General features: G+C 42.1%; 10 protein-coding genes and 2 pseudogenes. 3 read left to right on the plus strand and 9 right to left on the minus strand.

Annotated features, from left to right (window positions below):
* Positions 1-15: 15 nt before the first annotated feature.
* The 4 genes from J5O05_RS01550 to J5O05_RS01565 all read right to left on the minus strand — a co-directional run bounded on the left by J5O05_RS01550 (position 16) and on the right by J5O05_RS01565 (position 3,859).
* Positions 16-414, minus strand: a complete 399-nt coding sequence (locus J5O05_RS01550) for a hypothetical protein (RefSeq protein WP_208843309.1) — start codon at positions 412-414, stop codon at positions 16-18.
* 128 nt (positions 415-542) lie between these two features.
* Positions 543-1,094: a nitroreductase family protein gene (locus tag J5O05_RS01555; protein ID WP_208843310.1), complete on the minus strand. Its 552-nt coding sequence runs from the start codon at positions 1,092-1,094 to the stop codon at positions 543-545.
* A 29-nt stretch (positions 1,095-1,123) separates the two neighbouring features.
* On the minus strand, positions 1,124-1,837 hold the full coding sequence (locus tag J5O05_RS01560) for an HvfX family Cu-binding RiPP maturation protein (RefSeq protein ID WP_208843311.1): 714 nt from the start codon (positions 1,835-1,837) through the stop codon (positions 1,124-1,126).
* A gap of 60 nt (positions 1,838-1,897) precedes the next feature.
* Positions 1,898-3,859 carry an NADPH-dependent 2,4-dienoyl-CoA reductase gene (locus tag J5O05_RS01565; protein ID WP_208843312.1) on the minus strand — a complete coding sequence of 654 codons (1,962 nt, stop codon included), beginning with the start codon at positions 3,857-3,859 and terminating at the stop codon, positions 1,898-1,900.
* Positions 3,860-4,112: 253 nt separating this feature from the next.
* On the opposite strand from J5O05_RS01565, the gene sppA reads away from it, so the two are divergent.
* Positions 4,113-5,984 carry a signal peptide peptidase SppA gene (gene sppA, locus J5O05_RS01570; RefSeq protein ID WP_208843313.1) on the plus strand — a complete coding sequence of 624 codons (1,872 nt, stop codon included), beginning with the start codon at positions 4,113-4,115 and terminating at the stop codon, positions 5,982-5,984.
* Between the two features lie 66 nt (positions 5,985-6,050).
* Positions 6,051-7,061, plus strand: coding sequence for an asparaginase (gene ansA / locus J5O05_RS01575; protein WP_208843314.1), 1,011 nt, complete (start codon positions 6,051-6,053; stop codon positions 7,059-7,061).
* A 31-nt stretch (positions 7,062-7,092) separates the two neighbouring features.
* Here ansA and gndA read toward each other — a convergent pair whose 3' ends face one another.
* Positions 7,093-8,466, minus strand: a complete 1,374-nt coding sequence (gndA, locus tag J5O05_RS01580) for an NADP-dependent phosphogluconate dehydrogenase (protein ID WP_208843315.1) — start codon at positions 8,464-8,466, stop codon at positions 7,093-7,095.
* 327 nt (positions 8,467-8,793) lie between these two features.
* Here gndA and pyk point away from each other — a divergent pair.
* Positions 8,794-10,231, plus strand: a pseudogene (gene pyk / locus J5O05_RS01585) (pyruvate kinase).
* Positions 10,232-10,265: 34 nt separating this feature from the next.
* Here pyk and J5O05_RS01590 read toward each other — a convergent pair.
* The 4 genes and pseudogenes from J5O05_RS01590 to J5O05_RS01605 all read right to left on the minus strand — a co-directional run bounded on the left by J5O05_RS01590 (position 10,266) and on the right by J5O05_RS01605 (position 14,412).
* A complete protein-coding gene (locus J5O05_RS01590; RefSeq protein WP_208843316.1) occupies positions 10,266-11,090 on the minus strand; it encodes a LytR/AlgR family response regulator transcription factor in 825 nt (274 codons plus the stop codon).
* A pseudogene (locus tag J5O05_RS01595) lies at positions 11,087-12,159 on the minus strand (sensor histidine kinase). Before J5O05_RS01595 ends, J5O05_RS01590 begins: the two are co-directional and overlap by 4 nt.
* Before the next feature lie 150 nt (positions 12,160-12,309).
* Positions 12,310-13,866: a SulP family inorganic anion transporter gene (locus J5O05_RS01600; protein ID WP_208843317.1), complete on the minus strand. Its 1,557-nt coding sequence runs from the start codon at positions 13,864-13,866 to the stop codon at positions 12,310-12,312.
* Positions 13,867-13,953: 87 nt separating this feature from the next.
* On the minus strand, positions 13,954-14,412 hold the full coding sequence (locus J5O05_RS01605; RefSeq protein WP_208843318.1) for an Lrp/AsnC family transcriptional regulator: 459 nt from the start codon (positions 14,410-14,412) through the stop codon (positions 13,954-13,956).

A 14,412-nucleotide genomic window follows, 5' to 3' on the forward strand; every position in this document is an offset into this window, starting at 1 on the left:
GACACCAAATCGACATTAATAGTACTGTTTAGGTCTCTTTGCTACCCATGCACCTAGCATCGTTAAGATGAGAAGAAGTAGCACGAATCCACTTGCTGAAATTAAACCAACGTGTTTTGCTTCTGATACCTTTAACATACCCGCTAAAATCGTCGGAAGGTTCGCTAAAATAAGTACCGTAGACAAAACGCGAAATGCACGCCAGAATTCAAATCGCCTAGAATAGCTCATCCACCAACATACTGATACACCTAACATCAGCGATGGTAATGAACAAAGCGCTATCCAATGAAGCTCATTTAAGCCCAATAGGTCTTGTTGTTGAATTAACAAAAAAGAGCAAACGGCACCAAACAAGCCTAAACTTGTCCAAATTCGCCATTTTTCTTTTTCTTTAAGAAAGAGATTTCCCATGATTTTGTCTTTATTATTGTTAAATTTTGACTATCTAAGCCTACAAAACAATCGCTTATAAAACAACCAAAATTAATAAGCGGCCTCACCGTTGTTAGACCGCAACAATAAAAATAAATTCAAAATTTTTATAAAGTAATAAAATAGGAGTCCAAAGCATGTCGAGATTGTTTCTTTATTTGCACTTCTGGAGTCCCGATGTATAAGTAACCCACAATCTCATCGTGCTCAGCTAAATGTAGTTTTGACTTAATTGTCGGACTTATCGCGAAATGCCCAGTTCTCCAAACTGCACCTAACCCTTGTGCGTAAGCAGCCTGTTGCATAGCAAAACAACTACAGGCAGCTGATTCCACTTGCTCTAACCATGGAACTTTCGGATGGTCTTTTTGTGTTTTAGCAATGGCGATAATCACCAAAGGTGCTCGTAATGGCAATGATTTAGCGCGTTCTTTCGTGCGTTCATCCAATGCTTCAGCAGTCGCTGCTTCGAAAAACCATTCGCCAAGGGTGTTTAAGCTATCACCTTCGACGACATAAAATAGCCAAGGAGCTAATGCGCCATGGTCAGGCACTTTTAAGGCCGCCTTTTTAATAATTTCCAACTGCTCTGCTGTAGGACCCGGAGCGGTAAGGCGAGCGTCGGATTGACGCTCTAAAAGTAATTCGATTGCGTTCATGATATAGACTTCACTAACTAAATTGTCGACTAGTCTAGCACACTAACATTTTGTTTTTGAACTTTGGCTTTACGCTCGAACAGCCAATAGTCCAGGCTTGTAAAACGCCCTGCTCCATTTGCAAAAAGCACTAACAACATCACGAAATAAGTAAACGCAAACTCTATTCCATTGTTTAGGATCGCGACAGAGCCTTTTTCTGTTAAATAGTTTTCATAACCGGTGTCCGCAATAATTTCTTTTATGTAATCGAGTCGCTCTTTTGTTGCGACACTATTTTCTAGGCTCATGTCAGCACCAGGAATATTAAGCCAAGAGAAAATCAGAGCCGGGCTGGTCGACGGATTTGTTGGAGTAATGGCAAACCAACCACTTTCTAAATGTACGGTGAAAATAGCTATTAACATGGTGACGATGAGTGGCAAGCTGATAAGGCGTGTTAACAGCCCTACGAGTAATAGCCAACCACCTAGAAATTCCGTCCAACCTGCCATAAACGCGAGCAGGTCTGGAAACGGTAAGCCGAGTCCCCACTCCGTATTACCGAACCATGACGTAACACTGGGATCAGCGAGAAATTTGTCAAAGCCAGTTAAGTCGTTATTGGACAAGTTGAGTTTACTGTATCCAGCAACGACCATAATAGGTCCCAAAATAAGTCGAAGGGCAAGTGATGTAAAATCTCTTGCAAAAAGCGTTGATACAGTTGGAGGGAAAACGAAATACGAAAAATATTTTTTCATGCGGTCTACACTTGTAATTTTAGGTTCAAGTATAGACCGTAATACAGCGAAATATATTTCTTAAATTTTTCTCGCAACTTCTAAAGCTTCCGAGATTGCCCGCTTAGCGTCAATCGCTGCTGCTAACTTTGCTCCGCCAATTACATGCTGATTTGCAGGCATTGTTTCTTTGCTAAACAAATGGTCATTCGACTCCTGTCCAATACACGCAATGACAGTATCAACATCCAATAGCGTTTCCACCCCATTTTGTTTTATCAACAATCCATCCTTGTCAAAACGTATGTATTCACAATTCGAATGTTGTTTAACTTGGTGGTGCTTTGCTACTGCTCGGTGTATCCATCCAGTTGTTTTACCTAAATCCTTACCAAAACTACCTTCGCTTCGTTTTAGCATATGAATTTCACGCTGTTCTTGAGATTCGACGGGCTTACATTCAATACCCCATTGAGATTTAAAATTCTCAATGCTTTGATTTCGTTCTTCCGTCAAAAACGCAACCATATCGAATCCGATTCCACCAGCGCCAAGAATCGCAATTTTGTTACCTAGTTCAACTTCTCCACGAATCACTTCATCATAGGCAAGCACACGCTTTTCATCTGCACATTCGAATCGCGCTAATCGCGGGCGGACGCCCGTAGCAAACACAACATCGTCGTAGTGTGATGACATTGTTTCGTCGTACTCGCAATTAAACTCAAGGTCAACATTCAATCGTGTAAGTTCATGATTGAAATAGTCGAGTGTAAACTGAAAATCTTCTTTGCCAGGAATTTGGCGAGCAAGATTGAATTGGCCACCTGCGACTGCGTTTTTCTCAATAACTTTAACCTTATGCCCTTTCTTCGCAAGATAGATAGCCGCCGAAAGTCCGGCAGGCCCAGCCCCAACGACTAGTACGTTTTTCGGCTTGGTTGTTTTGACAAGTGGTTTATCTAGTTCAAAGCAAGCTTGTGGATTCACTAAACAGGTTGCGCGTTGACCTTTAAATATGTGATCCAAACAGCCTTGGTTACAGCCAATACAGACATTAATTTCTTTGCTGCGGTTTTCAGCATACTTATTGAAAAACGCAGGGTCTGCAAGCATAGGCCTCGCCATTGAAATAAGATCAGAATGGCCTTGTTCAAGAATTTCATTTGCAAGCTCAGGCGTGTTGATACGGTTCACTGCAATAACAGGAACATCAACAGCCGCTTTTAAACGGGAAGACGCTTCCCTAAACGCGCCTGCTGGCACCATGCTTGCGATGGTAGGCACTCGAGCTTCATGCCAACCTATACCGGTGTTTAGAATATCGACTCCAGCTTCAACTAGCCATTTAGCTTGCTCAGCAACTTCTTCTTTGGTTGAACCATCAGGCACTAAATCCATAACAGAAATTCGGAAAACTATCAGGAAGGATGGGCTGACGCTTGCGCGCACAGCGCGCACAATTTCCAGTGCAAAACGCATGCGGTTTTCTAGCGTTCCACCATACATATCCTGACGTTTGTTGGTATGCGGCGCAATGAACTCATTGAGTAAATAGCCTTCTGACCCCATGATTTCAACGCCGTCATAACCTGCTTTTTCAGCAAGTTTTGCTGATTTAGCAAAATCTTTAACCGTCGATTTTATTGATGAAATCGACATTGATTTCGGTTTGTATGGGTTAATCGGCGCTTTAAGTGCACTTGGCGCTACGTTGAATGGATGATATGCATAACGACCTGCGTGCAATAATTGCAAACAAATCTTACCACCGTGTTTATGCACCGCATCGGTATACTGACGATGTTTGATAACGTCGTACATAGTATTAAAGGAAGCCGCTATTGGTGTTAGTTTTCCGCGAATATTTGGACTATACCCGCCGGTAATAATCAAACCAACGCCGCCTTTGGAGCGCTCTTCATAAAAAGCGGCTAACCTTTTGCGGTTATGCCATCCTTCTTCCAGTCCGGTATGCATAGACCCCATTACCAGACGGTTACGTAGAGTGGTATGCGTTAATTTTAATTCTTTTTCTAACATTTCGAGCCTCTTCACTGGTCTTACCTGTGAAACATTAACGTTTTTATAAATTTTCGCAAGCGTTATGTCATAAATCGTCACTTCTTTGGTGACACAAAAATACTATTTTTTGGGAATTTGGTTTTATCAGCCAAGGTTGGTTTTTAAAGCATAATTACATAATCACACCTTGTTACTTTTTTTTACTCAGTCTTTAACCCAGAATCAGATATGATAAAGTGAGTGAAATTCTTAAGTTAGGAAAGGCATCATTTTGGATTACGTCAAAACAGTTTTTCGATTTCTGTGGAAAGCGATTAACTTTTCAAGAAACTTGATTCTCAATCTCATTTTCTTCGGCATCCTTTTCGCCGTTATTTTTAGTATTGAAGAAAACGAGCAAACACACGCAATGGTTGCACAGGATTCAGCTTTGGTTTTGAACCTAAGCGGTATCTTGGTTGAAGAAAAACGCTATGTTGATCCTGTAGAAGCTGCATTTAGCGACTTCAGTGATGACAAAGAGCCAGCAGAAATTTTGGTTGATGACGTCGTAGAAGCAATTAAGAATGCTGCGGATGATTCTAGAATCAAAGTCATTGTTTTAGACCTTAAATCATTGCATCGCGCTCACTTGGATAAACTCAAGAGCATTGGTGTTGCCCTTAACGACTTTAAAGCTCAAGGTAAACAAGTTATTGCCTATGGGGACTACTACTCTCAAGCGCAATATTATCTAGCTAGTTACGCAGACGAAGTCGTTTTACACCCTTACGGCGGCGTTAGCATTGACGGTTTTGGTGTCTACCCTATCTATTTTAAAGATGCGTTAGACAAGCTATCTATTACGCAGCACGTTTTCCGCGTTGGTACATACAAGTCGGCGGTAGAACCATTTATCCGCAATGACATGTCAGAAGCGGCAAAAGAAGCCAATCGTTTATGGTTGGGTGAGCTTTGGTCTCACTATAAAAATGATGTTTCATTGAACCGTAAGTTTGATCAAAGTAATTTTGATGAAACCTTAGACACCTTTGTCGAGAAGCTCGAACAAACTCAAGGTGACTACGCCCAGTATGCGTTGCAAAACAAATGGGTAGACAAATTGGCGACACGCCAAGAATTGACAGAAGAACTCATTGGATTAGTTGGCCAAGACGATAAAACTAAATCGTTTAATCGAATTGCATTCCAAGACTATCTAGACTTAACACGACTTAACCAATTTGATGTCCCTATGGGCGACAAAGTAGCGGTTGTCGTCGCTAAAGGGTCGATTATGGATGGAAAGCAACGTGCTGGCGAAATTGGTGGTGACTCTACTGCAGCGCTACTTAAAAAGGCGCGTTTGGATGACAAGGTAAAAGCGGTAGTTCTTCGCATCGATTCAGGTGGCGGTAGTATGTTCGCTTCAGAGATTATACGAAATGAAGTACTTGCGATTAAGGCTGCTGGCAAACCAGTTGTCGCGTCAATGGGTTCAGTCGCTGCATCTGGTGGTTATTGGATTGCCGCGTCGGCAAATGAGATCTGGGCTTCAGAAAATACGGTCACAGGCTCAATCGGCGTATTTGGCACGATAATGACAATTGAAAATAGCCTTAAAAAGTTAGGTATTTATTCAGACGGTGTTGGCACTACGGAATTACAAGGCAGCTCGTTCACGCGAGGTATTGACCCTAAGATGGCCAATGTCATTCAAAAAGGTGTTGAAAACGCTTACGATAAATTTATCACTGTCGTTTCAAATTCAAGAAATATTCCCAAAGAGAAAGTGAATGAAATTGCGCAAGGTCGTGTTTGGCTTGCACCACAAGCGCTTGAATTTGGTCTAGTTGATAAACTAGGCACAAAAGATGACGCTATTGAAGCCGCGACGGCACTTGCAAATTTAGATCATTACGATGTTGAAGTTGTTGAACATGATTTAACAGAGCAAGAAAAGCTTATCCAAAAGATTTTCGGTGTGGCATCCGTTAAGTCTTTGATGGGCGGCGTCTACAGTTCAATCGCTGATTCAACTACGTTATCAGGTTTAATCGGCATGGCACAAGATACGCTGAACACACAAACTAAATTGATCAAACAGTACAACGACCCAAATGGCGTTTACAGCCGCTGTATATATTGTGAGTCTGTTCAGTAATTTACTCACTGCAATGTGATGCTGCAGTTGGTATACTTAGCCCAGAAATAATTCTGGGCTTTTTTTATGAACCGTAAAAGAATCTATATTGCCTACACTGGTGGTACGATTGGTATGAAGCAATCCAGTCGTGGATACGTTCCTGTAGCGGGCTACCTAACCAAAACCGTTGAACAGAATGCCGAATTCACGCGCGATGAGATGCCGCTATTCGACATTCATGAATATTGCCCTTTAATCGATTCATCCGATATGTCTCCTTCACATTGGCAATTAATTGCTGATGACATCAAATCAAAATATCATGACTACGATGGGTTTGTAGTATTACACGGTACAGACACCATGGCGTACACGGCCTCTGCACTGTCTTTTATGCTAGAAAACCTTACAAAACCCGTGATTGTTACCGGGTCGCAAATCCCATTGTCTCAGCTACGCTCTGATGGGCAGGTAAACTTGCTCAATGCCATGTATTTAGCTGCAAATTACCCGATAGCTGAAGTTAGCCTATTTTTTAATAATCAGTTATTTAGAGGTAATCGCGCGACCAAAGCACATGCTGACGGTTTCGATGCTTTTGCATCCCCTAACCTACCTCCTCTAGCACAGTCAGGTATTAACATTCAGCTTATTGAAGGCCGCTTAAGCCCCTATGTAGATCAAGCTTTGAGAGTTACGCCAATTACTCCTCAACCTATTGGGGTGTTATATCTTTACCCTGGCATTTCTGTAGAAATGATAAAAACGCTGTTAAACAGCGATATTAAGGCGTTGATCCTACTTAGTTTTGGCGTTGGCAATGCACCTCAAGATCCTGATTTTTTAACTGCACTAAAAAATGCCTGCGATCGAGGAATTGTGATTGTTAATTTGACACAGTGTATAAAAGGTCAAGTAAACATGGGCGGTTACGCTACTGGAAACGCGTTGTTAAACTGTGGCGTAATAAGTGGGTACGACATGACTGTGGAAGCCTGTTTAACTAAACTGCATTATCTATTTAGCCAAAACTTAGAATTGGAAACAATTCGTCACCTGATGCAAGATAACCTTCGTGGTGAACTTTCGCGATAAAAAAAAGGCCTGTTAATACAGGCCTCTTTTATTATCTAACTTTCTGGTCGATGTCGACCAAATCGGTAAGATGACAGGTTTCCCCTTGGTGAGTTTTGATCCCATGCTCACCAAAATAATCTCGTTGAGCCTGTACCAAGTGACCATTGCTTGCTGTACTTAGCGTCGCAATGTAATTTTGAGTCGCACTTAATACTGGAAATGCTAAACCTGAAGAAACCGCTAAGCCCGCAACTTTGCGCAGAGCTTTCGTTTCGTTCGACAACGTATCAATGAACTCAACACCCTCAGCGATATCATCTAGATAGTCAGCACGAATGATACAACCTGCTCGCCAAGTCTGAAGAGTTTTAGCTAAATCAACTTTCCATTGGTGCGCTCTAGAAGCACCCTTTATCAACGCTAAGCCTTGACGATAACACAATAAACTCGCTAGATAGAAAGCATCTTTAAGTTCATCTAAATCTACATTAATTTCGTCTGTTTCTTTTGTTTGATACGTCATCTCTTTGGCAGCATGAGTATCTATGGTGTTTGTAAGGTGACGGGCCTGAACTGCGGCAACAAGAGAAGGTACGGCAATACCAAGCTCTAGCGCATTTTGAGCAGTCCAAAGACCTGTTCCTTTGGCGCCGACTTTATTGTCAATTAAATCGACCAAAGCTTCATCTTGTTCTGTTTTAAGTTCTAGGATGTGTGCAGAAATAGCCAATAGATAACTATTTAATCGACCTTCAGACCAGCTACGGAATATTGCCGCAACTTCTTCTGGCGAACGTTTCGTACCGAAACGTAGAAGTTGGTAAACTTCGGCTATAAGTTGCATCAACGCATACTCAATGCCATTGTGTACCATCTTAACGAAATGCCCACTTGCAGATTGGCCGACACGCGCAAAGCAAGAATCACCATTGTAACTGGCGGCAACTTTCTCAAACCAAGGTTCTATGCGCTCCCAGCCGCCTTCTGATCCACTTGCCATCATTGCAGGACCATGACGCGCACCTTCCGCGCCACCAGAAATACCCATGGTGGCAAATTCAAATTTATTTTGATACTTCAGTTTACGAGCAATACCATCTTTGTAATTACTGTTCCCACAATCAACAATGATATCGTCTTTCTCAACACCAGCTTCAACTAAATCTGAGCACACCTTGTCTACTAATTCACCAGCTGGAACTAACAAAAGAATAGAACGAGGCGCTTCAAGACGTTTAATCATATCACCAAGGTCTGAAACAATATGCAAACGCTCTGCAATGCCTAATGACTGTGCTTGGCTGATAAGTTCAGCGCCTGCATCGGGGTTAGTATCATATGCGACTAACGTTAGCCCTTTTTCGATAAGATTTAGCGCGAGGTTTTTCCCCATCACACCCAAACCAACTAATGCAACTTGCATTTAGTTTCCTCCTCGGTAACAACGTATTGGTTATTTCTAACTTTGCCGCGCATTATAAACGAGCACGCTAAAAGTAGCGAGTTTCACGTCCCCGCTCAATTATAGTAGCCCGAATTTCACTTGTTAGGCGGCATGAACGATTTATACTTCTATTCTCGGATGTCTTTGCTCGTTGACGGGCGCTGACACCGGTGTCATAATGACGTCATACAGATCATATAGATTAATGCGATATGAAACAATTAAAGCCGTTGTTTTTTATCTATAATTGACTACAAAATCTGCAATGTAGAACATCGCTATGCATGCGAACAACAGGAGAACCTGATGCTTAGACGCACCAAAATTGTTGCAACCCTTGGTCCAGCCACCGACAGAGATAATAACTTAGAAAAAATCATTCGAGCTGGCGCAAACGTCGTTCGTCTTAACTTCTCACACGGTGTTGCTCAAGATCACAAAGATAGAGCAGCCGCAGTTCGTGAAATCGCAAAACGCCTCAATAAGCACATTGCGATTCTTGCCGATTTACAAGGTCCAAAAATTCGAGTTTCAACGTTCAAAGACGGCAAAGTCGTGCTAGAAAATGGCGCTCAATTCATCCTCGACGCGAAAATGGAAAAAGGCGAAGGACATGTTGAAGCCGTTGGTATTGACTACAAAGAGTTGCCTAATGACGTCAAACCTGGCGACACCCTACTCCTTAACGACGGTTTGATTCAGCTTGTTGTTGATAGAGTTGAAGGGCACCAAGTTTTCACTTCGGTTACTGTTGGTGGTGTGCTTTCAAATAATAAAGGTATAAACCGCTTAGGTGGTGGTTTAACTGCGCCAGCGTTTACGGACAAAGACAAAGAAGATTTAATTACAGCAACCGAAATTGGTGTTGATTATATCGCAGTATCTTTCCCTCGTTCTGGCGATGATATGCGCTACGTTCGTTCGCTTGCGGAAAAAGCAGGTTCTAACGCGCAATTGCTCGCAAAAATTGAGCGTGCTGAAGCTGTCGCGACGGTTGAAGCAATTGACGATATCGTACTTGCATCAGACGCGGTAATGGTTGCGCGCGGAGATTTAGGTGTAGAGATTGGTGATGCGGCACTGGTTGGTAAACAAAAATTGATCATTAGCCGAGACTCGTTCATTAAATCGTACCGTTATCACGGCGACACAAATGATGGAGTCGATGATTGATAACCCAATGCCTACCCGCGCAGAAGTTATGGACGTTGCGAACGCAGTATTAGATGGCACGGATGCGGTAATGCTTTCTGCTGAAACAGCTTCAGGTAAGTATCCTGAGGAAACAGTAAAAGCGATGGCTCGAGTGTGTGTTGGTGCCGAATCAGAGCCAACAATTAATGTTTCAAAGCACCGTTTAGATAGTATGTTTTCTGATTGTGCAGAGACGATTGCTCTTTCAGCAATGTACGCCGCTAACCATCTAGGTACTGTAAAAGCGATTGTAGCTCTGACTGAATCAGGCAACACCTCTAAACTGATGTCGCGTATTAGTTCAGGACTACCTATCTATTCTTTATCACGTCATCATTCAACATTAGGACAAACCGCACTCTATCGTGGTGTTTACCCTGTTTATTTTGATTCAACGCAGTGTTCCGATGAGTTAGTCGTTAAAGAAGCGCTCGATACACTTGTAGCTTCAGGTACACTAAAAGCAGGTGACACAGTGATCCTTACCCACGGTGACATGATGGAGACTATTGGTGCAACAAATACGATGAAAATCGTCACTGTTTCCTAAATAGGCGAAACAACAGGCGGCTTAAGCCGCCTTGTTAACTTGCTAGTGCTGCTTTAACTTTATCTCTGTAGCTTCGACTTACTTTAAGCTCTTGTCCATTTTGCAATACGAGCAAATATTCACCACTTGTTTGAGTAACCAATTTACTAATTTGTTTTGTATTTACAATCGCACTTCGGTGAACACGAACAAACAATTGTGGATCAAGCTCCTGCTCTAGTTCCTTCATAGTTTTACGAAGAATATGTGTTTGGCCATCTGAGCAGTGAAGACACATGTAATCACCAGCAGCATCCACCCATTGGATCGATGCAACTGACACGCGAATAATCTCACCATGTTCTTTTACAGCTAATGATTCTGGGAATTTCTTATCAACAATACTGTCGCCTGTTGCTAACTTTTTAAGAATTTCTTCGCAGTTATTGCCTGTAATGCCAGCAACAAAACTAGCTAACTTTTTCTTATGGGCGTTATCTTGTTGTGTTTTCAAGTAGGTTTGCACTTTTTCTACCGCCTGTTTTAGTCTGTTGTCATCAACGGGTTTGAGAATGTAGTCCAATGCATGAATTTCAAACGCTTTAACAGCGTACTGATCAAAGGCCGTTACGAAAACAATTGCAGGCAACGGTTTAACACTCTCGGTTAAATAGCGGGCAACTTCAAATCCATTTAAACCCGGCATTTGAATATCTAAAAAGACTAAGTCAACATCGTTTTGCTTACAGTAATCAATAGCTTCCTGGCCATCACTGCAAAGCGCAAGCACGTCGATTTCTTCAAAACCTTTCAACCTGACCGCGAGCCCTTTGCGAGCCAATGCTTCATCATCAACTATGATTGCTTTAATTTTACTCATTGTTTATTAGCCTTTTCATATGGAACTCGTATGTTTACTTTGATCTCGAAGGAGAATTCTCTGACAATACGAACGAGTAGTTGTGCTCGTAGAGTGTTTTTAATCGGTCTTTGGTATTTGCTATACCTACGCCTGACGCTTTAACAAGTTGGCCGTTTGAAATTTCAGTTCCAGGCCCATTGTCACTCACTTCCATCAAAAGTTCGTTTGCAAACACTTGGGCCTTAATGGCTATCACACCACCTACTGTCATATTGGCTATCGCGTATTTAATCGAGTTTTCGATGATCGGCTGTAAAATTAAGCTCGGGACTAATGCATTCTTTGCTTCATCACTTACATCAATCTGAATTGAAAGCCTTTCATCAAAACGTACTTTTTCGATTTCTAAATACAGCATCAACGCGTGCAGTTCCTGGTCGAGCGGAACTTTCTTTATCGGGTCAGTATTTAACGTATAACGGAGAAAGTCGCTTAAGCGAGAAACCATTAGGTTCGCGTCTTTATTTTCTTCAACTAGGATTAGCGTTGAAATTGCGTTTAGTGTGTTAAACAAAAAGTGGGGATTGAGTTGATAACGCAGCATTTTAAGTTGCGCTTCATGAGCCATGGTGTTCGCTTTCAACGCTTTTTGTTTTTCACTTTGCAGCAACTGATAATACTTAATCCCAAAATACAAACCACTCCAACACAATACAATGTAGACCGCGTCTAAACCTTGTTGAAAATAGTAGTACCATTCATCTGGGCGGTAGCCATGACGATAAATTTCCCAAAGGTTGTATTTTTGGACAACAGACCAAAGCGTTCCGGTTATATACGATGCGCTAAATACAACTAATACAAGCACCCAAGGTTTTGCATTCCAAATCTTACGGTAAAGGTAACGTAAAGGCACTGTCATCAAGCAGCCAGCATAAGCATTCAATACAATGACGAATACGTAAATATCCCTCATTTCGAATACTTTCGAACCGATGTAATTTACTAGCGCGTAACCAATCCATCCAGCTATTTGCAATACCCAGAAAAAGCGCTGTCGGTTATCGACTAATGATTGCCACTTCAATAGAAACGTTTTCAAAATTTTTACCTTAACCCGATTATATCTTTATACAAGTGTGTATCGCACTGCTGCTGGTCTTGTAATTTTGCTGATTAACGCAAACAAAAAAGGCACCTAAAGTGACCTTCAGATGCCTTTAAACACTCTGCCTTTTTATGCGAGTTTGTCAGAAGCTACCTTATAAGTAGGGTCTTCAATTACATTCACTTCCACAAGATCAGATGCTTTATTCAAAAGCGCTTTACAATCTGAACTTAAATGACGTAGATGCAGCGTTTTCCCTTCTTTACTGTATCGTTCTGCAAGATTATCAATCGCTTCTATCGCACTATGATCTGCAACACGTGAGTACTTAAATTCCACGACTACGTGTTCTGGATCTTGTTCAACGTTAAACAGTTCTGAGAAGTTTTTCACGGAACCAAAAAACAATGGACCATGTAACTCGTACACTTTTGAGCCATCTGTGTCGATATAATTCGTCGTGTAGATATGCTTCGCGTGTTCCCAAGCAAAAACTAACGCTGAAACAATCACACCTACACACACGGCTATCGCTAAGTCAGTAAATACCGTCACACCTGAAACCAATACAATGACGAACGCATCTGATTTTGGTACGCGCTTCATAATGCGGAACGAACTCCATTCGAAAGTTCCTAGCACAACCATAAACATCACACCAACCAATGCTGCGAGAGGGATCATTTCAATAAGCCCAGCGGCAAACACGATGAACACCAGAAGTAGTACGGCAGCGGTAATCCCTGATAGTCGGCTACGACCGCCCGAATTAATATTAATCATCGACTGGCCTATCATTGCACAACCACCCATTGCACCAAAAACGCCACAGGTTAAATTTGCAGCGCCCTGTCCAATACATTCACGATTACTTTGTCCACGAGTTTGTGTAATTTCATCGATTAAAGTGAGCGTTAGTAGTGATTCAATTAGACCGATGGCAGCAAGGATAAGTGCATAAGGAAAAATGATTTTTAGTGTTTCAAAGTTCCACGGCACATCTGGAATATGGAATGTTGGAAAACCGCCTGCGATAGTCGCATCCGCATTCCCTGTCATGTCTTTTACGTAATCTATGACTGTACGCGCATCAAGATCCAATCCGATCGCCAATCCAGTAACAACCAATATCGCCGCAAGTGAAGAAGGCACGGCTGTCGTTAGCTTAGGAAGGAAGTGGATAATAGCCATCGTCAGCGCAACCAAGCCAAGCATAATGTAAAGTGTTGAACCACTCATCCATTGCATCACACCTTGGCCGTCACTGACTTTAAACTGACCTAATTGGGCTAAAAAGATAACTATCGCAAGACCGTTTACAAACCCTAGCATAACTGGATGCGGGACCATTCGTATAAACTTACCGAGTTTAAAGACGCCGGCCAAGACCTGTAAGAAGCCAGTGAGCAATACCGCTGCAAATAAATATTCAGCACCGTGCTCTAGAACTAGGCTCACCATAACAACAGCCATTGCACCTGTTGCACCTGAAATCATGCCAGGTCGCCCACCAAATACCGCGGTGATTAAACCAACGATAAACGCAGCATAGAGACCAACTAATGGTTCGACATGAGCCACAAACGCAAATGCCACAGCCTCCGGTACGAGTGCCAATGCGACGGTCAATCCCGATAAAATATCGTTCTTTGCCGAACTTGGCGCCTTGCTTAGCAAGTTAAACATCTATCCCCCAACCCATTTACTTAAATAGAAAAGCGCAGGATTTTAGCAAAATCCTGCGCTTAGAACAATTTCACATCGAGTTTAACGTTAAATAGGTAACGCTGTACTACGCTTTACACACGTCATCGTTACGTTTGAATTCACTTCCTGAACATAGTCTAAGCTCAATAAGTTATCACGAACAAAGTGCTCATAGCCTTCAATCCCTTTGGATATGATGCGGAGCATAAAATCCATTGTGCCTGCCATCGTGTAGCACTCGGTTACTTCATCGTAACTTTGGATAAGCTTTTCAAACTCAGCTAGGTTCTTTTTACCGTGATTAGATAAGCGCACGTGTGCATAAACAAGCATGTCAAAACCAAGTTTCTTTTCATCTAAAAGTGCAACTTTTCCTTTGATATAGCCATCTTGTTCTAATTTCGCAATACGACGCCAACAAGGTGATTGTGACAATCCTACTTTATCCGCAATCTCTGCGGTAGACAGACTCGCATTTTGTTGGAGAAGCGAGAGTATCTGACGATCTACGTGATTTAAAGACAT

It is taken from the genome of Pseudoalteromonas xiamenensis (genome assembly GCF_017638925.1).
Lineage (GTDB): Bacteria > Pseudomonadota > Gammaproteobacteria > Enterobacterales > Alteromonadaceae > Pseudoalteromonas > Pseudoalteromonas xiamenensis.

Excerpts from the sequence above, each read along its gene's own strand:
- J5O05_RS01550 (WP_208843309.1), bottom strand. The coding sequence starts at position 414 with ATGGGAAATCTCTTTCTTAAAGAAAAAGAAAAATGGCGAATTTGGACA.
- J5O05_RS01555 (WP_208843310.1), bottom strand. The coding sequence starts at position 1,094 with ATGAACGCAATCGAATTACTTTTAGAGCGTCAATCCGACGCTCGCCTT.
- J5O05_RS01560 (WP_208843311.1), bottom strand. The coding sequence starts at position 1,837 with ATGAAAAAATATTTTTCGTATTTCGTTTTCCCTCCAACTGTATCAACG.
- J5O05_RS01565 (WP_208843312.1), bottom strand. The coding sequence starts at position 3,859 with ATGTTAGAAAAAGAATTAAAATTAACGCATACCACTCTACGTAACCGT.
- ansA (WP_208843314.1), top strand. The coding sequence starts at position 6,051 with ATGAACCGTAAAAGAATCTATATTGCCTACACTGGTGGTACGATTGGT.
- gndA (WP_208843315.1), bottom strand. The coding sequence starts at position 8,466 with ATGCAAGTTGCATTAGTTGGTTTGGGTGTGATGGGGAAAAACCTCGCG.
- J5O05_RS01590 (WP_208843316.1), bottom strand. The coding sequence starts at position 11,090 with ATGAGTAAAATTAAAGCAATCATAGTTGATGATGAAGCATTGGCTCGC.
- J5O05_RS01600 (WP_208843317.1), bottom strand. The coding sequence starts at position 13,866 with ATGTTTAACTTGCTAAGCAAGGCGCCAAGTTCGGCAAAGAACGATATT.
- J5O05_RS01605 (WP_208843318.1), bottom strand. The coding sequence starts at position 14,412 with ATGTCTTTAAATCACGTAGATCGTCAGATACTCTCGCTTCTCCAACAA.